Genomic DNA, 18,365 nt, shown 5'->3' with positions numbered 1-18,365 from the left:
TGTTCAGGCCACGCGCTGGGTCAGGTGCGAGGCAATCAGCTGCCTGAACGGTGCCACGCCCTGCGCCAGGCGCAGGCCGGCCGCACGCAGCAGGCGCGCCGGGCGACGGTCGTCGGTGTACAGGCTGGCGATCGCATTGGTGGCCTCGTACAGCGGCCGCGACGCCAGCCGATGACCACGCTGGTAGCTGGCCAGCATGCCGGCGGCGGCAATGTCGGCACCACGGCGCTGCTGCGCGACGATGCCCTGCGCCAACCGCTGTGCGCTGGCCAGGCCCAGGTTGAAGCCATGCGCGGTGACCGGATGCATGCCCACCGCGGCATCACCGATCAGCGCAGAACGCTCGCCGACGAAGCGATCCGCGTACACACCCACCAGCGGATACGCCTGCGGCGTGGCCACCGGCTGCATCCGGCCCAGGCGGTGTTCGAAGCAGGCACTGATGGCCTCACCGAAGGCTACCTCGTCCATCGCCAGCAGCGCCTCGATCTGCCGCGGCGGCAGCGTGATCACCGCCGATGCCAGGCCCTCGTTGAGCGGCAGCAGCGCCATCGTGCGGCCGTAGCCGAACCACTCCCAGGCGGTGTGGTGATGGTCGCGCTCGACCTGCATGCGGCACACCAGCATCGACTTGCCGAAGTCGCGCATCTGCGCACCGATGCCGAGCATGCGGCGGGTGGCGGAGAAGCGGCTGTCAGCGGCCACCAGCAGCCGCGCATGCAGTTGGCTGCCGTCATCGAGTTTGACCACGTGGCCCTGCGCATCGGCCTGCACGCCCAGCACCTTGCGCCCGTCGAACAGCTCCAGGCCGTCCTGGCCCTGCACGGCATCCCACGCGGCGCGACGGATCAGATGGTTGGGTACCAGCCAGCCCAGCGGCTGGCCGTCGACCTGGCTGCTGGCGAAGGTCAGCGCGAACGGCGAGCCGCCGTTCATCACCCTGGCATCGCGCAGATCAGCAATTTCAGCGTGCGGCAGGCGCTGCCACAGCCCCAGCTGCTCCATGCTCTGCCGCGAGGCATGGGTCAACGCGATCTCACGGCCATCAAAGGCGGCCTCGGCCAGCGCCTGGCGCGGCTGCACTTCGACCAGCCCGACCTGCAGCCCGCTGCCGGCCAGCGCGCGCGCGAAGCACAGGCCCGCCGGTCCGGCGCCGACCACCACCACGTCCATCCTGCGCATGCGCGCCTCCTGCCGTTGATCCAGTCCGCGCCAGCATAGCGCCGCGCGCCTGAGCGGCCTTGATCTGGATCAGGCCGACTTACAGAAGTGCGAACACCAGCGCCAGGATCGACAACAGCGACACCAGCCACACCAGGCTGCGCACGTAGGGCACGCCCGCGGCATACAGCGGCAGATAGACCACGCGCGCCCAGAAGTAGGCCTGCGCGGCCAGCGCCGTGGTGTCGTTGCCGCGCCCGGCCACGACCACTGCGATGGCGGCGGCGGCGAAGAACGGGAAGGTTTCCAGGAAGTTGGCCTGCGCACGCTGCAGGCGACCGGCCAGCGGGCTGAGCGGCTTTGCATCGCCATCGCGTGCCGAAGCATTCCACTTCATCCCGCGCTCGCGGGTGACCACCGTGGAGGTGGCGAAGATGTACACGAAGCCCAGCAGTACCGACCAGGCCAGCATCGTCAGTTCAGTTGCCATCATTCACCTCCTCAGGGTGCCGACGCGCGCAGGCTGTAACCGGCCAGGCGCCACACCTGGTCCTCGTCGAAACGGAACGAGACCAGCTCGCGCACCGGCTGTGCGCTGTTGGCGAAACGGGTCGGGAAGCTGACGTTGATGTACAGCCCTTCCGGCACTGCTGCACCGGCGCTGTACTTGACCCGGGTGATGGTCGGCTGGCCACGCCCGGCCAGCGCACCCAGGCGCGTACGCTCGGCGGCCAACTGGCTGACGAAAGCGGCTTTCGGCACCGCACGGCGCGCGACGGCCGAAGCGCCATCCCACAATTCGCCGGCGCGGTTGGCGTCGACCAGTTGCGCTGCCTTCACTGCGGCGGCGCCCATTTCCGCGTCCTGTTTCTGCACCTGCGCCTGTTGAGCAGCGGTCAACGCAGGGGAACCGGCGGTAGCGGGCTTCGCAGCTGCCGGCGAGGCTGGTGCCGGGCGTGCCGGGGCCGGCGCAGGCGTGGCCGGCGCAGGGGCCTGCGCCAACACGGTCAGGGGCAGCAGGGACAGCAGCAGGAGCACGCGCTTCATGGACACCGCCGGTTTTCTGGAGAGAACCGCAGTCTACGCCAGCGCGGTGACTACGCCGTCAGCGTGCCGGAGCGTTGCCCTCCACCGCTGCCGCATCAGCTTGCGCGGCGGGCGCGGCGGTGTTCGCTGGCGGCTGCTCGGCCACCGGCGGCGGCTCCGACGGTGCCGGTGGCAGCGTCGCCACATCGATCTCCGACAGCGGGCTTTCGTCCGGGCATACCGCATCCGGGAAACCGAAGCGCTGCTTCAGGGCCTGGCCGCAGCTGTTGATCGATTCCATGTCGGCGCCGTCGCGCTTGCACTGCTGGTCGAAGGCGATCAGGAACGCGTCCTTGCGCTGCACGAAGTCATCGCCGCAGGCGCGCATCTGCTTGATCCGTTCCAGATCGTCCTGCACCGCGTTGGTGCCATCCAGGCCGTACTGGCGCAGCTCATCCGGCGTCAGCAGGCGCAGGCTGCGATTGGGCACGGTCATCATCAGATCGGCCACGCCCACCGCCACGCCATTGCGCTGCAGGTAATCCTTCACGTTGTCGTAGACTTCGTGCAGCTCGCGGTTGAGCTCGGCGCGCGAGGTGGCCTTGGAGCTGATCCGCATCATGCGGTGGATGCCGACCTTGCCCGACAGCAGGCGGTTGTCACCGGCAGCCAGCACGAACACGCAGGCGCTGTGGCAGATGGAGCCTTCGCGCACCCAGATGGTCCAGCCCGATTCACCGATGCTGTCACCGGCCACGATCGCCGACTCCACCTGGCCACCACTGGAGTCCAGGTCGAGGATGCGCTTGTGGATCTTCAGTTCGTCAGCGACCACCGCCAACCGCCACATCATTTCGGCGAAGCCCGGATTGATCTTGCCGGCGTAACGTACGCGCATCAGCCCACGCTCGGCACACGGCGCCAGGGCCTGGGTGATCTGCTCGCGCTGCAGCCCTTCCAGTTCGGCACCGTCGCCGGCATCGCCCGCATATTCCGTGCTGCAACTGACCCACGCACGCCCATTTTCCAGCTGCGCCTGCGGCCACGGCCGACCCGCCTGGCTGCGCGGTGGTGCCGGTGCCGGTGGCGCGTCGGCGGCATTGATCGAAACCATGTTCTCGCCATCACTGGCCGGCGCCCGCGCTGCCTTGTCGGCAGCGGTCACGTTGCCCGGATTCTCCAGCTGACTGCAGCCCGCCAGGGCCAGGCACAACAGGGGCAACCAGCGGAATTTGGCGGACATCGGGCAACCGGGATTCATGGGACCAAGAGCCACAGTCTACCCGTCCAGGCCGCGCATTCAGCGCGTGGCACTGAACCCCTTCTGACCCTTGGGAAAGCGTGTCGACCAAGGTAGACACCTACCAACGGCCTCAGGAACCTGTCGAAGGCGTGGCGGGTCCGGTGGCAGGGGTGCGAGCGGCATGGATGCCGCGACCAAGTCCCCAGGGGTGAGGGCGCTTTGCTTGCGAAGCACTGCTTCGCAAGCGCCCGAACGCACAGCCGCCAGCGGCTGGGCCGGTCTGGGGGTTCACGGCGTCCCCTGCCACCGGACCCACCACGCCATCCCACAGGAATCCCGCTTCTGCTGTTGCTGTTGCCGGCCAGCGGCCGGCACTACCGCGGGTCCGGGCGCAGCCCGGCGTGACCCCCTTCAGCATCCATGTCCGAATGTGGCGAGTATCCCCGCCCGCACCCGCCTAGACTGCCGCCATGGACACCGCCCTCGCCCTCGACACCGCCGCCTGCGATCGCGCCCGCCTGGCCCGCGACGCACGTTTCGACGGCGTGTTCTTCACCGCCGTGCGCAGCACCGGCATCTATTGCCGCCCGGTCTGCCCCGCACCGCCCCCGAAGCCGCGCAACATCACCTACTACCCGACCGCCGCTGCTGCCGCCGCCGCCGGCTATCGCCCGTGCCTGCGCTGCCGCCCGGAGCTGGCACCACAGGCCCAGCAGGCACTGGCCGGGCAGACCGTACAGCGCGCCCTGGCCCTGATCCACGGCGGCTTCCTGCAGGAGCAGCCGGTGGCCGATCTTGCTACGAAGCTCGGCCTCAGCGCGCGCCAGCTGCAGCGCCTGTTCGTCGAACGCCTGGGCGCGACGCCCGGGCAGATCCACGCCACCCATCGCCTGCTGCTGGCCAAGCAACTGCTGACCGAGACCACGCTGGCGGTGACCGACGTCGCACTGGCCGCCGGATACAACAGCCTGCGCCGCTTCAATACCGCATTCCTGCAGGGCTGCGGCATGGCCCCCACCGCACTGCGCCGCCAGCATCAACCGCTGGCCGCCGACGATGGCGGCCTGGTGCTGCGCCTGGGCTACCGTCCACCGCTGGACTTCCCGCGCATGCTGGCGTTCCTGCGCAAGCGCAGCCTGCCCGGCATCGAACTGATTGGCGAGGACAGCTACCAGCGCGTGCTGGGCACGCCGGAGCGCCCCACCCTGCTGCGCGTCACTGCCGACCCGAAGCGCCCGGAGCTGCGCCTGCAGCTGGGTGCGGTGGATCCGCGCCTGATCCCGGACATCGTGCGCCGCGTGCGTCGCGTGTTTGATCTGGATGCCGACCTGCAGCAGGTGCACGCCGCATTGGGTGAGGAACCCTTGCTGGCGCGCGGCATCGCCGAGCGCCCGGGGCTGCGCGTGCCCGGCGGCTGGGATGGCTTCGAAGTGGGCGTGCGCGCCGTGCTCGGCCAGCAGGTTACTGTTGCCGCCGCCACCACCTTCGCGCGGCGGCTGGTCGATGCCTATGGCGCGCACCTGCCGGGCATGTCGTCCGACTTTGATCGCCAGTTCCCGGCACCCGAGGTATTGGCCGAGGCGCCTCTGGAATCAATCGGCCTGCCGCGCAGCCGCGCCGCGACCGTGCGTGCACTGGCCACCGCCTGCGCCAGCGGCCAGCTCGACTTCGGGCCCGGCCAGGCGCTGGAAGAGTTTGTTGCCCGCTGCGTGGCACTGCCCGGCATCGGCCCATGGACCGCGCAGTACATCGCTTTGCGTGGCCTCGGCCAGCCCGATGCCTTCCCGGCCGGCGATCTTGTACTGCAGCAGGTCCTCGGCCACGCGCAGGGCCAGCGCCTGAGCGAACGCGCAACCGAAGCGCGCTCGCAACCGTGGCGTCCCTGGCGCGCCTACGCCGTGCTGCACCTGTGGCACCTGTCCGGCACATTCGTTGGAGAACCGACATGACACTGTTGTTCGATCGTTTCGACAGCCCGATCGGCGTGTTGACCATCGCCGGCGACGAGCGTGGCCTGTCACACGTGCTGTTCCCGGAGAACCGCCACCCCGCGCGCGGGCGTGATGACTGGCTTTACGCACCGGATGCCTTGCCGGAAGCACGCGAGCAGCTGCTGCAGTTCCTGCACGGCGAGCGCAACAGCTTCGACCTTGTGCTGGCGCCGCGTGGTACGCCGTTCCAGCTGCGCGTGTGGCAGGCGCTGGCGCTGATTCCGTTCGGCCAGACCTGGAGCTACCTGCAACTGGCGCAACACCTGGGACAGCCCAGCGCGACCCGCGCGGTGGGCGCGGCCAACGGGCGCAACCCGTTGCCGATCATCCTGCCCTGCCACCGCGTGATCGGCAGCAACGGCGCGCTGACCGGCTTCGGTGGCGGCCTGGAAACCAAGGCGGCGCTGCTGCGGCTGGAACAACGCCAGGCCCCGCTGTTCGCCTGAACATCGGGGTCAGATCCCTTTTCCCGTGGAAAAGGGATCTGACCCCGGGCGATCCTGGCGCGCCGTGTCTTGGGCCGGTAATTGCACCGGCTTATCATGCACGGATGACTTCCGTACGCCTGACCTGTTCGCTGGCGCTGCTGCTGCCATTGGCTGCCTGCACCACTGCGCCTGCCCCTACCGCCTCCGTTCCCACGTCCGTCGCATCGGCCGCACCGCCGAAGCTGCTGCTGATCTCCATCGACGGCCTGCGCGCCGATGCGCTGGACCGCGGGCTGACCCCGAACCTGCAGCGGATGATCGACGGCGGCGTGCGCGCCCGCTGGATGACACCGTCCTATCCTTCCCTGACGTTTCCCAACCACTACACCATCGTCACCGGCCTGCGCCCGGACCACCATGGCATCGTCAACAACAGCATGGACGATGAAGCGCTGGGCCGTTTCGAGCTGAGCAACCGCGAGGCCGTCACCACCAGTGCCTGGTGGGGCGGTGAACCGATCTGGGTCGGCGCCGAGAACGCCGGCGTGCGCACCGCCACGACGTCGTGGCCGGGCAGTGAATCGGAAATCCGTGGTGTGCGCCCCAGCCAGTGGCGGATCTACGACGGCAAGGAACCGCTGGAGCAGCGTGCCGGTATCGTGCTCGACTGGCTGGCACAGACCGACGCCGATGCCCCGCGACTGACCACGCTGTACATGGAGCACGTGGACAAGGCCGGGCACAACTACGGCCCCGGGTCGAAGCAGTACGCCGACGCCATCGCACGCGCCGACCTGATCGTCGGGCAGGTGCTCGACGGCCTGCAGCAGCGCGGCCTGGCCGCCACCACCAATGTGATCGTGGTGTCCGACCACGGCATGGCCAGCGTCGCCGACGGCCACGTGATCGCCACCGAATCGATGGCCGACCCGTCCATCGCGCGCAACGTCAGCCAGGGCCAGTCGGTGGGCTTCGCGCCAGTGGCCGGTCGTGAGGCTGAGGCCGAACGCGCCCTGCTCGGCCGCCATGCGCACTACGAGTGCTGGAAGAAGGAGAACCTGCCGGCGCGCTGGCACTACGGCACGCATCCGCGGGTTCCGGCCATCGTCTGTGCGATGGATGAAGGCTGGGATGCGCTGCACCGCGAGAAGATCGCCAAGCGCGCGAAGCAGGACCGTGGCTCGCACGGCTACGACAACGCCCTGCCCTCCATGCGCGCAGTGTTCGTGGCCAGCGGCCCCTCGTTCCGCCAGGGCCTGGTGATCGACGGCTTCGACAATGTCGACGTCTACCCGCTGCTGGCCCACCTGCTGCAGGTGCCGGCCGCGCCGAACGATGGCAATCCGGAAACGCTGAAGCAGACCCTGCGCTGAATTCCCTGTAGAGCGAGCCCATGCTCGACTGCATTACGCCAGCCGCACATGGGCTCGGCCCTGCAGGAACGTGCATAAAAAAACGCGGCGCCAGGCGCCGCGTTTTCCTTGGACCGGTCGGTCGGCCTGATCAGGCCTTGGCGACGGCCTTCTTCGCCACGGCCTTCTTCGCCGGAGCCTTGGCCACGGTCTTCTTGGCAACCGGGGCGGCGGCGCCTACGGCGACCTTGCTCGCGGTGTGCGAACGGGCGTTGCCGTAGCTGGCGTTGTAGCGCTTGCCCTTGGCGGTCTTGCGGTCACCCTTACCCATGTCTTCAACTCCTCAAGTGTGAAATCTGGTTACCCCGTACTGACACGGGTTCGGCGGGGCCGCCTTGCTGGGCGCCCCCGCGCACGATCGGAAATCCTATCACGGCGTGCCTAGTGCGCGCAGCTTGCGTCGTGCACGTGGCCGTGGTTGAGGCGCAGGTTGACCAGGTGGGCAACGCCCACCAGCAGGCCGCCGATGGTCATCACCACCGCATGCGGCACCGCATTGTGGTGCAGCGGGTCGTACAGCACGCCGGCCCACAGCGCGACCAGGCCGGGGATCAGGAAGCCGAGCGCACGCAGCGCACCGTGGCGGCGATAGCCCCAGACCAGGCTGAACAGCCCGAGCAGGGTCACGAACACCACCAGCGCCTGTTCCACGCCATCGCTCAGCCAGAACGACAGGCCCAGCGACGGCGCCGCCGCCAGCAGCACGGGGATCACCGCGCAATGCACTGCGCACAGCATCGAACCAGTGGCACCGAAACGGTCGAGCAGGTGGCGCAGGCGTGAGGACAGGGACATGACTTCCAGCAGGGTCGGCGAATCGTTATGGAATAATATAACATCCCTCTCCGAACCGCACGGTTTCCCCTCCCCCTGTCCCCTCGACGGGATTCGTGCGCCCTGCGATTGATACATTGTAACAAAGGACCTGCCCATGCCCGCCCACACCCCTCGGCTCAAGCCGCATTCCCTGGCCCTGGCCCTCGCCGCCCTGTCGCCGTCCGTCGCCTTTGCAGCCGGCCAGGACACCTCCCACCGTGACCGCCACCTGACCGAACTCTCCTCGGTACAGGTCACCGCGTCGCCGCTGCAGGGCGATGCCGAATCCCTGGCGCGCCCGGTGGACGTGCTGGCCGGTGAGCGCCTGGACGAGCAGAAGGCCGGCACCCTGGGCGATACCGTGGCCAAGCTGCCCGGCGTACAGAGCACCTTCTTCGGCCCCGGCGTCGGCCGCCCGATCATCCGCGGCCAGGAAGGCCCGCGCGTTGCCGTGCTGTCCAATGGCATGGGCAACATGGACGCCTCCACGGTCAGCGCCGACCATGCCACCAGCATCGAGCCGTTCCTGGCCGACCAGATCGAAGTGCTGAAGGGTCCGGCCACGCTGCTGTTCGGCAGCGGCGCCATCGGTGGTGCGGTCAATGTGGTGGATGGCCGCATCGCGCGCGAACTGCCGGAGCGCCCGCTCAGCGGCCGCGCCGAGCTGCGCGGCAACTCGGTGAACAATGAGCGCAGCGGCATGTTCCGCCTCGATGGTGTCAGCGGCAATGTCGTGCTGCACGTGGATGGCCTGGTGCGCAATGGCGACGACTACCGCATTCCCGGCTACGCGGTGATCGACAGCCTTGAAGACCACCATGACCACGATCACGACCATGATCACGATGCAGCCGAGGGCGAAGAACCGCGCCGCGGCCGCCTGGACAACAGTTCGATCCGCACCCGCGCCGGCGGCGTCGGCGCAACGTGGCTGGGCGACGGTGGTTACTTCGGTGTGTCGGCCAGCACCTATCGCACCAACTACGGCATTCCCAACGGCGCGCACGTGCATGCCGATGGTGATGACCATGGCCATGACCACGGTCACGACCACGGCGATGAAGAGGAAGGCGGCGACGAGCATGACGTGCGCATCGACATGGTGCAGAACCGCTTCGAGACCAAGGCCGGCATCTACAACCCGGTCTCGTTCCTGAAGAACATCAACGCACGCGTGGCTTACACCGACTACGAGCACGTGGAGCTGGAGGCCGGCACGCCGTCGACGCGCTTCACCAACCGTGGTATCGAAGCGCGCCTGGAAGCCGTGCAGCAGCAGATCGGCGGCTGGGACGGCGCGTTCGGCCTGCAGTTCGGCAACAGCGATTTCGGCGCCAAGGGCGAAGAAGCGTTCGTACCGGATACCGGCACCAGGAACATCGGCCTGTTCGTGCTGCAGGAAAAGCAGTTCGGCCCGTTCAAGCTGGAACTGGGTGGCCGCCACGACCAGGTCAAGCTGGACCCGACCGGTGACTACCGCCGCCGCACGTTCGGTGCCACCAACCTGTCTGCCGCCGGTATCTGGAAGCTCAACGATGCCGTTGACCTGCGCATCGGCGTGGACAGCTCAGAGCGTGCACCCACCAACGAAGAGCTGTACGCCGCCGGCGCGCACATCGCCACCCGCTCGCTGGAGATCGGCGACGCCAACCTGAAGACCGAGCGCGGCCAGCGCGTCGAACTGGGCATCCATACCCACAGCGAACGCCTGGACTTCTCCGCCTCGGTCTACCAGACGAAGTTCAAGGACTTCATCTACCTGGCCGACACCGGCGTTACCGAGGGGCTGCCGGTGCGCGCCTGGACCCAGCAGGACGCGGTGTTCCGCGGCGCCGAGGCCGAAGCGCTGGTGCACCTGTTCGAGGGCGGCGCCGGTGACTGGGACCTGCGCCTGTTCGGCGACTATGTGAAGGCCAAGCTGGATGGCAGCGGCAGCCGCAACCTCGACATCGCCGTGCCGCACGGCGACCACAACCACAATTACAACGTGGAGCTGGCCAACACCGGCTACCTGCCGCGTATCGCCCCGGCCCGCGTGGGTGCCGACCTGCGCTGGTCGAAGGACGGCTGGCGCGCCTCGGTCGGTGCGGTGCGTTACAGCCGCCAGAAGGACGTTGCCCAGAACGAAGCCCCGAGCGACGGCTACACGCTGGTCGACGCGCACCTGGCCTACCGCTGGGATCGCAACGCGGGCAACAGCTACGAGGTGTTCCTGGATGGCAGCAACCTGACCAACCGCGAAGTGCGCCCGCATACCTCGCTGCTGCGCGACTACTCGCCGCTGCCAGGCCGTGGAGTCGCATTCGGGATCCGCGCGTTCTTCTGATCGCGCACGGCGGGGTCGGATCCCTTTCCGAAGGAAAGGGCTCTGGCACCACCGCATTGAACGGGGGCCTTCGGGCCCCCGTTTTCATTCCGTCCCACGCCATCACGCATCCGTCACAAAGGTGTGCGTACGACAACAACCGGACAATCCCGTCACTCAAAGTCTCGCCAATCGGACACTTTTGTCCGAAAATGATTCCATGACCGCTCAACGTGCCGATGCTGCTGCCCGCCGTGCCCTCATCCTCGACGCCGCCGATCATGTCTTCGGCCAACATGGCGTCACCGCCCCGCTGGATCTGGTGGTCGAACGCGCCCAGGTGGGCCGCGCCACCCTGTACCGCAACTTCCCCGACCGCACCGCGCTGATCCAGGCGCTGCTGCAGCGCACGGTCGACCGCATCCGGCGCCAGGTCGAACAGCTCGGTGACCGCGATGACGCCCTGTTCGAGGTGTTCGAGGGCATGGCCCAGCGCATCATCGATTCGCCGGCACTGGCCGATTACTGGCGTGCGGTTGATTCGGACGTGCCGTCCATGCGCGCCGCGCGCGAGACCGTGCGCGACCTGCTGGAGGAACCGATCGCGCGCGCCAAGGCCGCCGGGCTGTGCCGTGACGACCTGGAAAAGACGGATATTTCACTGATCTCGGGCATGCTGGGTGCGGCCCTGCGCGGCAAGACCCGCGACGAGCGCGCCCAGTTGGCCGGGCGTGCCCTGCAGCTGCTGCGTGGGGGTCTCCAGGGAGCTGCCAGCGAGGCCCGTTGATGGTCCAGCCGTATCTGAAGCCGGTTCCGGATTGGGAGGAGCATGAGAAGCCGACCATGCCCGGCTCGGCGTCGATGCCCTGGCACCCGCCGTACCGGCGCGCGGCCTATGCGCTGGTATCGTTGCTGGTGGCGATCACCGGCGGCCTCGGCAATGCGCTGGTCACCGCCAACCTGCCGTTCCTGCAGGGCCAGCTGGCGCTCGCTCCGACCCAGGGCAGCTGGCTGGTGGCCGCGTATGCGATGGTGAATGTCACCGCCAACCTGCTGGCCTTCAAGTTCCGCCAGCAGTACGGCATCCGCCTGTTCGCCGAGATTGGCCTGGGCCTGTATGCGGCGCTGGCGGTGCTGCACCTGTTCGTCGGCAGCTTCGAGACCACGATGCTGACCCGAGCCGCCAGCGGCTTCGCGGGTGCGGCCTGTTCGACGCTGGGCACGCTGTACATGCTGCAGGCGCTGCCGCGCCGATTCACCGGCAATCTGCTGGTGGTCGGTGTCGGCCTGTCGCAGCTGGCGGTGCCGATCGCCTGGATCGTTTCACCAGGCCTGGTCGATACCGGCCAATGGCACCAGCTGTACTCCTTCGAAGCCGGCCTGGCCCTGTGCGCGTTCGCGGCAGTGGTGGTGCTGAAGCTGCCGCCGGGCATCCAGGTAAAGGCGTTCGAGCCATTGGACTTCCTCACTTTCGCCCTGCTCGCGCCGGCGGTCGCGCTGCTGGTGATCGTACTGGCGCAGGGCTACACGCGCTGGTGGCTCAACACCCCATGGCTGGGCTGGGCGCTGGTCGCCTCGATCGTGCTGTCCACCACCGCCTTCATCATCGAACACTACCGGCGCAATCCGCTGCTGCAGATCCGCTGGCTGTCGAAGCTGCCGGTGCTGCACTTCATCGTCGGCGCGTTCCTGATCCGCTTCCTGACCACCGAGCAGTCCTACGGCGTGGTCAACCTGATGCGCACGCTGGGCATGGGGCCTGACCAGATGCGGCCGTTGTTCGTAGTGATCCTGGCCGGGGTGATCGTCGGCATCGCCGGCGCCTCGCTCACCTTCGGACCGAAGCGGCTGATCGCGCAGCTGCTGATGGCGATCCTGCTGCTGGGCGCCGCCGCGTTCTTCGACCAGCACCGCACCAGCCTGGACCGGCCGCACGACTTCTACGCCAGCCAGTTCCTGGCCTCGGTCGGTGCCGGCATGTTCATGGGCCCGCTGATCATGCTCGGCATCTCCGCCGCGTTGAAACAGGGCGTCGACCACATGATCACCTTCCTGGTGACGCTGTCGATCACGCAGACCCTGGGTGGCCTGGCAGGTTCGGCGGTGCTGGGGACCTTCCAGCTGCATCGCGAGCAGCTGTATTCCAGCGCGCTGACCAGCCAGCTCGATCCGGCCGATCCGGTGGTCGCGCAACGGCTGCGCATCCAGCAGCAGCTGTACGCTGCGCAGATCACCGACCCGGTGCTGCGCAGTGCGCAGGGCAGCGCGCAGCTGGCGCAGACCACGCGCCGCGAAGCCAACGTGCGTGGCTTCAATGACGTGTTCACGCTGAGCGGCTGGCTGGCGATCGGCTTCCTGTGCTGGTTGCTGCTGCTGTCGCTGCGCACCGCCGTGCTCAAGCAATGGCGCAAGCGCCACCCCGCCCTTTCCACCGCGTCCACGCCGGCCGCGTCCCGTTGAGTCCTCCCATGCCTCCCGTCCCGCCCCGCCCCGACGACACCGACAACGTCACCCCACCGCCGCCGACCGACGCGGCGCCCGCGGCCACGCCGGTAGAACCCGCGGTCGCGCCGAAGTACCTCAAGCCCAGCGCCCGCAGCGTGGTGGTGATGGTGGTAGTGGCCTTGCTGGGCATTGCGCTGATCCTGCGCGCCTGGCACCTGTGGCCGTTCACCAGCAGCGTGATGGTGACCGACAACGCCTATGTACGCGGCCAGATCACGGTGATGGCGCCGCAGGTGAACGGCTATGTGACCGAAGTGCTGGTGAAGGATTTCCAGCATGTGAAGCAGGGCGAGCCGCTGCTGCGCATCGATGACCGCATCTATGCGCAGCGCGTGGCCCAGGCGCAGGCGACGCTGGACAGCGCGCGCGCGGCGCTGGCCAACTCGGACCAGTCACAGGCGCAGAACCGCGCACAGATTGCCTCCGCCCGCGCCACGCTGTCGGCTGGCCAGGCCGAACTGCAGCGTTCGCGCAATGAATTGAAACGCTACGAGGAACTGGCGGCGCAGCAGCTGGTGTCCATCAACGACCGCGACAAGTTCCGCACCACCCAGGCGTCGGCACAGGCCAGCGTGCAGCAGTCGCAGGCGCAGATCCGCATCGCCGAGGAAACGCTGGTGTCGACCCAGGTCGCGCGCAAGAGCCTGGAAGCGCAGGTGGAAAGCGCGCAGGCGCAGCTGGAACTGGCCCGCATCGACCTGGCCAACACGGTGATCCACGCACCACGCGACGGCCAGATCAGCGAAGCCAGCGTACGCGTGGGCCAGTACGTCGCTGCCGGTTCGCAGCTGCTGTTCCTGGTACCTGACACGCTGTGGGTGGTGGCCAACTACAAGGAAGGCCAGACCTGGGGCATGGCGGTCGGCCAACCGGCGACGTTCTCGGTGGACGCGTTCCAGGGCCAGGTGCTGCGGGGCCGCGTGCAGGAGATCGCCCCAGCCACCGGGTCGGAATTCAGCGTGCTGCGCCCGGACAATGCCAGCGGCAACTTCACCAAGGTGGTGCAGCGGCTGCCGGTGCGGATATCGATCAACAGGGATCAGAAGCTGGCAAAGCAGCTGCGGCCCGGCATGTCGGTGATCGTGCGGGTGGATACCCGGTCCAAGCCGATGGACTAGGACGCAGGCCCTGCCGCACCGGTATGAAACGGGGTCAGATCCCTTTGCCAGTGGCAAAGGGATCTGACCCCGTTTCCAAAATGCCGGCCAGCGGCCGGCCCTACCGTTGCGTTAGCCGGCGCAGCGCGCGCAGAGGCCATGCACTTCCAGCGTCTGTGCCTGCGGCTGGAAGCCCAGCTCCTTGGCGCGCTTCTCCAGCTGGGTGACGATCTCGCGGTCTTCCAGTTCCACCGCGCTGTGGCAGCTGTTGCAGATCAGGAACGGCACCGAATGCGCGGCACTGCTGGGATGGTGGCAGGCCACGAAGGCATTCACCGATTCCAGCTTGTGCACGAAGCCATTGGCCATCAGGAAGTCCAGCGCGCGGTACACGGTGGGCGGGGCATCGGCGCCCACGCCCTTGCCGTTGCGCACCCATTCCAGCAGCTCGTAGGCCTTGACCGGCTTGCCGGCCTCGGCGATCAGCTTCAGCACGTTGGCGCGGATCGGGGTCAGGCGCAGCCCGCGTTCGCGCGAGACACGCTCGACCACCGCCACGAAATCCGATGCGTCGTGGACGTGGTGGTGCGGGGCGGTACAGGCAGTGGCGGTCTTGGCGGGCATGCGTGTTCTCCGGTTCGGGCCTGGCAAGGATGCCTCAGGCCGTTGCTACCTTGGTGATGGCCACATCAATGCGTTTCAAGGCCTGCTCGCGGCCGGCCAGGTACACGGTATGGGAGATGTCAGGACTGACCTGGGTGCCGGTGATCGCCACGCGCAGCGGCTGGGCGACCTTGCCCATGCCGATCTCCAGCGCTGCGGCCGCGTCGTGCAGGGCGACGCCCACCGACTCGGCGGTCCACTCCGGCAACGCTGCCAGCAGCTCGCGGGCCTTGCCCAGCGCCACCTCGGCACCGGCCTTGAGGTGCTTGGCCACCGCCGCTTCGTCGTACCCGGTCAGCGGCTGGTACCAGACCACGGCCTTCTCGGCCATTTCCTTCAGGGTCTGCACGCGTTCACGCAGGGCGATCACCACATCCTCCGGGGCCGGGCCGGCGGCCACGTCCAGGCCCAGCTTCTGCAGCTGGTAGACCAGGTGCGGCACGATGGCGGCCACGTCCTCGGTCTTCAGGAAGTGCTGGTTGACCCAACCCAGCTTGGCCATGTCCAGGCGCGAGGCCTTGGAATTGCAGTCCTTCACGTCGAACAGGTCGATCAGTTCCTGGCGGCTGAACAGCTCCTGGTCACCGTGCGACCAGCCCAGGCGGGCCAGGTAGCTCAGCAGCGCGTCGGGCAGGTAGCCGGCGTCCTTGTACTGCATCACGTCGGCCGCACCGGTGCGCTTGGACAGCTTGGCGCCCTGCTCGTCCAGGATCATCGGCATGTGGCCGAACTTCGGCACCGGCGCACCAATGCCCTCGTACAGGTTGATCTGGCGCGGGGTGTTGTTGATGTGGTCGTCGCCGCGGATGACCTCGGTGATGCCCATGTCCCAGTCGTCCACCACCACCGCGAAGTTGTAGGTGGGGTAGCCGTCCGGGCGGAAGATGACCATGTCATCCAGCTCGCTGTTGGCGATCTCGATGCGGCCCTTGATCAGGTCGTCGAACACCACCGTACCTTCCAGCGGGTTCTTGAAGCGGATGACGCGGTTCGGGTCGTCCTTGTACGGCAGGCCCAGTTCGCGTGCAGCGCCGTTGTAACGCGGCTTTTCCTGCCTGGCCATGGCGGCCTCGCGCATCGCGTCCAGCTCTTCGCGGGTTTCGTAGGCGTAGTAGGCCTTGCCGTCGGCGATCAGCTGCTCTGCCACTTCCCGGTAGCGGGCGACGCGGTCGGTCTGATAGATCGGGCCTTCGTCGTAGTCCAGGCCCAGCCACTCCATCGCCTCCAGGATGGCGTCGATCGCGCCCTGGGTGCTGCGTTCACGGTCGGTGTCCTCGATGCGCAGCACGAACTCGCCGCCACGGTGGCGGGCCTCCAGCCAGCAGTACAGCGCGGTGCGGGCACCACCGATGTGCAGGTAGCCGGTGGGACTGGGGGCGAAGCGGGTGCGGCAGGTCATGGACGGCTCGAGGAACGGGAATCCCCCGATTTTACCAGCCCGCCGCCCCCGACGGAAAAAGGGGACGGAGGGGATTAAGTCGCGATTGCCCAGCCCGTGGGCACTGCAACCGGGAAACGGAGGGGAGATGCGACTTAATCCCCTCCGTCCCCTTTTACGGTTCCACCTTGCGCGGGAACGGCTGCTCGCGCATCGCGGCGTTGTAGGCGAACGAGGCGACGATGGCTGCGGCCTGCTTCAGGTCTTCCGGTTCGGCGTGGTCCCAGGTGTCCAGGTGGCTGTGGTGGACATTGGTGAAGTAGTCCAGCCGGTCCTGGATGAACTGGAAGCCCGGCAGGCCGATGCGGTCGAAGCTGATGTGGTCGGTGCTGCCGGTGTTGCGGGTCGCCACGGTGGTGGCGCCGACGTCATGGAACGGCGCCAGCCAGGCTTCGAAGATCGGCATCGCCGCCAGGTTTTCCTGGGCGTAGATGCCCCGGAAGCGGCCGGAGCCGTTGTCCATGTTGAAGTAGACCTGGAACTTGCTGTAATCGCGGGTCTTCTGCAGTGCACCGGTCGGCTCGCGCAGCGACGCCGGCAGCGCCTTCTGCGCCGGGTCGGTGGGCTCCGGGAACCGGCCGAAATGCTTGGCCACATAGGCCTGCGAGCCGATCAGGCCCTGCTCCTCGCCGCTCCACAGCGCCACGCGGATGGTGCGCTTGGGCCTGGCGCCGGTGGCCTTGAGGATGCGCATGGCCTCCATCATCACCGCCACGCCTGCGGCGTTGTCGGCCGCGCCGGTGCCGCTGTGCCAGGAATCCAGGTGCGCGCCGATCATCACCACTTCATCAGGCCTGCTGCTGCCGCGGATCTCGGCCAGCGTGTTGTAGCCGGGCTGGTCGGCGTCATCGGTGAAGCGCGCGGCCACATCCACGCGCAGGCGCATGGTCTGCCCGGCCTTCAGCGCGCGCACCAGCGGGTTGAAGTGCTCGCTGATCATCGCCAGCTCGGGGATGCCGACCGGCTCGCCGGCCTTGCGAGAACCACCACCTGCAACGCGGATGATGCCGTTGTCCCAGCTGCTGATGCTGATCGAGGCCAGCGCCCCTTCTTCGACGAAGAACGCATTGACCCTGGTCGCCAGCTGCTGGCGTTCCTGGTACTCCTTGACCCGCTTGGCGCGCTCGGCGGTGGCGTCCTGGTCCTTCGGCAGGGTGAACGCCTGCAGGCCTTCCAGCGAGGTCGCGTCGTGGCGATGCGAATCCGGCTCGGTGCCGCGCTTGTACTCGCGCGCCTCGCCCAGCAGCAGGATCTTGCCGCGCAGCTTGCCGCGGTACTTCTCGATGTCTTCGGGCTTCTTGATCTCGACCTGCACCAGCTCGCCTTCAACCGGCCCCTTGGTGCCCGGCGTCCAGGCCTTGGGCAGTGCATGCAGCGGCTGCACACGGTCACCCAGCATTTCCACGCTGGCCGAGGTGAACTCCCAGCCACGGCCAAAGTCATCGAACGCTTCGTCGTGGACGTTGTCCAGCTTCCATTCGTTGAACTTGCCGCGGGTCCACGCGTTGGCGCGGCCCATCGCCGGGGAGTTGGTCAGCCGCGGGCCGATGCGTTCGGTGAGATAGCTGAAGGTGTCCATCACCTGCGAACGGTGGAAGGCCTCCTGGCGGATGCGGCTGACCATGTCCAGGTCCACTGATTCGCGCTGCTGCGCCGCTGCATTGCCACCCATTGCCAGCGCTACGGCCAGCACGCCCCACTTCAACACATCGCACCCCTGCCTTCCGGCCTGCTCATCAACCCATCGAGTCTAGCCAGCAGCGGCGCCGCGATACCGTCCCATCGGTCATGGGCGGCGCGGAAGCGTGCGAACCAGGGTTCGCCCCCACAGAAGAGTGGTTGGGTCGCATCTGCCAAACCACCTCACCCACTCCACCCCAGCCACAGCTGCGCCCGCTCCGGCAGCAGCAGCAACCAGTGCCGCCGGTCGATGCTGCTGCAGCCATACACCGCCGCATGCGCGGGCCAGTCATCGGGCAGGCCACCGATGCCGATTTCCGCAAGTGCTTCCGCCCCGGCCTTCCATGGCCGGTAGCGCGGCACCTTCCCCGCCAGCGCACCGCGTCCCTGCCGCGCGCCCTGCAACCAGGCCAGGCCCTCGCCCTGCAATCCCTCGCAGGTCACCGCGGCCAGCTGGAAGCGGACCAGGCCGGGGGCGATCCGTGCCCCCGGCAGGGCCGCCAGCACGCCATGTGCCTGCAGCAGTGCATCCACTTCCAGCAGGGCCGGAATGCCCTGCCGCGCCCGTTGCCGCAATCCCTGGCGCCAGCTCATGGCGTG

At 67.9% G+C, this 18,365-nt stretch carries 17 protein-coding genes; 7 read left to right on the top strand and 10 right to left on the bottom strand.

Features of this window, described 5'->3' with window-relative positions; genetic code table 11:
* Window positions 1-3 precede the first annotated feature (3 nt).
* From ubiM to AC5P8R_RS07550, 4 genes are all read right to left on the bottom strand, one after another.
* On the bottom strand, window positions 4-1,182 hold the full coding sequence (gene ubiM, locus AC5P8R_RS07565; RefSeq protein ID WP_495223224.1) for a 5-demethoxyubiquinol-8 5-hydroxylase UbiM: 1,179 nt from the start codon (window positions 1,180-1,182) through the stop codon (window positions 4-6).
* A gap of 79 nt (window positions 1,183-1,261) precedes the next feature.
* Window positions 1,262-1,651, bottom strand: coding sequence for an MAPEG family protein (locus AC5P8R_RS07560; RefSeq protein WP_046429692.1), 390 nt, complete (start codon window positions 1,649-1,651; stop codon window positions 1,262-1,264).
* A gap of 11 nt (window positions 1,652-1,662) precedes the next feature.
* Entirely contained in the window at window positions 1,663-2,208 is a 546-nt protein-coding gene (locus tag AC5P8R_RS07555) for a DUF4019 domain-containing protein (protein WP_046429681.1), read from the bottom strand.
* 58 nt (window positions 2,209-2,266) lie between these two features.
* Window positions 2,267-3,430 (bottom strand): COG3904 family protein, encoded by a 1,164-nt coding sequence (locus AC5P8R_RS07550; RefSeq protein ID WP_041863185.1) that lies wholly within the window; start codon window positions 3,428-3,430, stop codon window positions 2,267-2,269.
* A 470-nt stretch (window positions 3,431-3,900) separates the two neighbouring features.
* Between AC5P8R_RS07550 and AC5P8R_RS07545 the strand changes: the two genes are divergently transcribed.
* The 3 genes from AC5P8R_RS07545 to AC5P8R_RS07535 all read left to right on the top strand — a co-directional run bounded on the left by AC5P8R_RS07545 (window position 3,901) and on the right by AC5P8R_RS07535 (window position 7,222).
* Complete coding sequence (locus AC5P8R_RS07545) at window positions 3,901-5,379, top strand: DNA-3-methyladenine glycosylase 2 family protein (protein ID WP_014646458.1); 1,479 nt, start codon at window positions 3,901-3,903, stop codon at window positions 5,377-5,379.
* Window positions 5,376-5,867 carry a methylated-DNA--[protein]-cysteine S-methyltransferase gene (locus tag AC5P8R_RS07540; protein ID WP_014646457.1) on the top strand — a complete coding sequence of 164 codons (492 nt, stop codon included), beginning with the start codon at window positions 5,376-5,378 and terminating at the stop codon, window positions 5,865-5,867. The genes AC5P8R_RS07545 and AC5P8R_RS07540 overlap by 4 nt, the downstream gene beginning before the upstream one ends.
* A gap of 104 nt (window positions 5,868-5,971) precedes the next feature.
* The gene (locus AC5P8R_RS07535; RefSeq protein ID WP_046429675.1) at window positions 5,972-7,222 is read left to right on the top strand and encodes an alkaline phosphatase family protein; all 1,251 of its coding nucleotides are present in this window, start codon (window positions 5,972-5,974) and stop codon (window positions 7,220-7,222) included.
* Window positions 7,223-7,352: 130 nt separating this feature from the next.
* Here AC5P8R_RS07535 and AC5P8R_RS07530 read toward each other — a convergent pair whose 3' ends face one another.
* The gene (locus AC5P8R_RS07530) at window positions 7,353-7,532 is read right to left on the bottom strand and encodes a 30S ribosomal protein THX (RefSeq protein WP_004150462.1); all 180 of its coding nucleotides are present in this window, start codon (window positions 7,530-7,532) and stop codon (window positions 7,353-7,355) included.
* 110 nt (window positions 7,533-7,642) lie between these two features.
* Window positions 7,643-8,056: a MerC domain-containing protein gene (locus tag AC5P8R_RS07525; protein WP_008264835.1), complete on the bottom strand. Its 414-nt coding sequence runs from the start codon at window positions 8,054-8,056 to the stop codon at window positions 7,643-7,645.
* A 136-nt stretch (window positions 8,057-8,192) separates the two neighbouring features.
* Between AC5P8R_RS07525 and AC5P8R_RS07520 the strand changes: the two genes are divergently transcribed.
* The 4 genes from AC5P8R_RS07520 to AC5P8R_RS07505 all read left to right on the top strand — a co-directional run bounded on the left by AC5P8R_RS07520 (window position 8,193) and on the right by AC5P8R_RS07505 (window position 14,005).
* A complete protein-coding gene (locus tag AC5P8R_RS07520; RefSeq protein ID WP_049420616.1) occupies window positions 8,193-10,403 on the top strand; it encodes a TonB-dependent receptor in 2,211 nt (736 codons plus the stop codon).
* Window positions 10,404-10,602: 199 nt separating this feature from the next.
* Window positions 10,603-11,169 (top strand): TetR/AcrR family transcriptional regulator, encoded by a 567-nt coding sequence (locus AC5P8R_RS07515; RefSeq protein WP_014646454.1) that lies wholly within the window; start codon window positions 10,603-10,605, stop codon window positions 11,167-11,169.
* Window positions 11,169-12,842 (top strand): MFS transporter, encoded by a 1,674-nt coding sequence (locus AC5P8R_RS07510; RefSeq protein WP_495223222.1) that lies wholly within the window; start codon window positions 11,169-11,171, stop codon window positions 12,840-12,842. Before AC5P8R_RS07515 ends, AC5P8R_RS07510 begins: the two co-directional genes overlap by 1 nt.
* Before the next feature lie 8 nt (window positions 12,843-12,850).
* Window positions 12,851-14,005, top strand: a complete 1,155-nt coding sequence (locus AC5P8R_RS07505) for an HlyD family secretion protein (protein ID WP_014646452.1) — start codon at window positions 12,851-12,853, stop codon at window positions 14,003-14,005.
* A gap of 111 nt (window positions 14,006-14,116) precedes the next feature.
* On the opposite strand, the gene AC5P8R_RS07500 is transcribed toward AC5P8R_RS07505, so the two are convergent.
* From AC5P8R_RS07500 to AC5P8R_RS07485, 4 genes are all read right to left on the bottom strand, one after another.
* On the bottom strand, window positions 14,117-14,608 hold the full coding sequence (locus AC5P8R_RS07500) for a Fur family transcriptional regulator (RefSeq protein WP_004150412.1): 492 nt from the start codon (window positions 14,606-14,608) through the stop codon (window positions 14,117-14,119).
* Window positions 14,609-14,642: 34 nt separating this feature from the next.
* A complete protein-coding gene (gene gltX / locus AC5P8R_RS07495; protein WP_014646451.1) occupies window positions 14,643-16,046 on the bottom strand; it encodes a glutamate--tRNA ligase in 1,404 nt (467 codons plus the stop codon).
* A gap of 154 nt (window positions 16,047-16,200) precedes the next feature.
* Window positions 16,201-17,793 (bottom strand): M20/M25/M40 family metallo-hydrolase, encoded by a 1,593-nt coding sequence (locus AC5P8R_RS07490; RefSeq protein WP_241886622.1) that lies wholly within the window; start codon window positions 17,791-17,793, stop codon window positions 16,201-16,203.
* A 155-nt stretch (window positions 17,794-17,948) separates the two neighbouring features.
* The gene (locus AC5P8R_RS07485) at window positions 17,949-18,359 is read right to left on the bottom strand and encodes a hypothetical protein (RefSeq protein WP_495202583.1); all 411 of its coding nucleotides are present in this window, start codon (window positions 18,357-18,359) and stop codon (window positions 17,949-17,951) included.
* Window positions 18,360-18,365: the final 6 nt, after the last annotated feature.

The sequence above is a fragment of the Stenotrophomonas sp. YJH_SMC_73 genome, assembly GCF_059370155.1.
The sequence above is the reverse complement of the archived record's forward strand: the minus strand, read 5'-3'. Positions and strand labels throughout refer to the sequence as shown.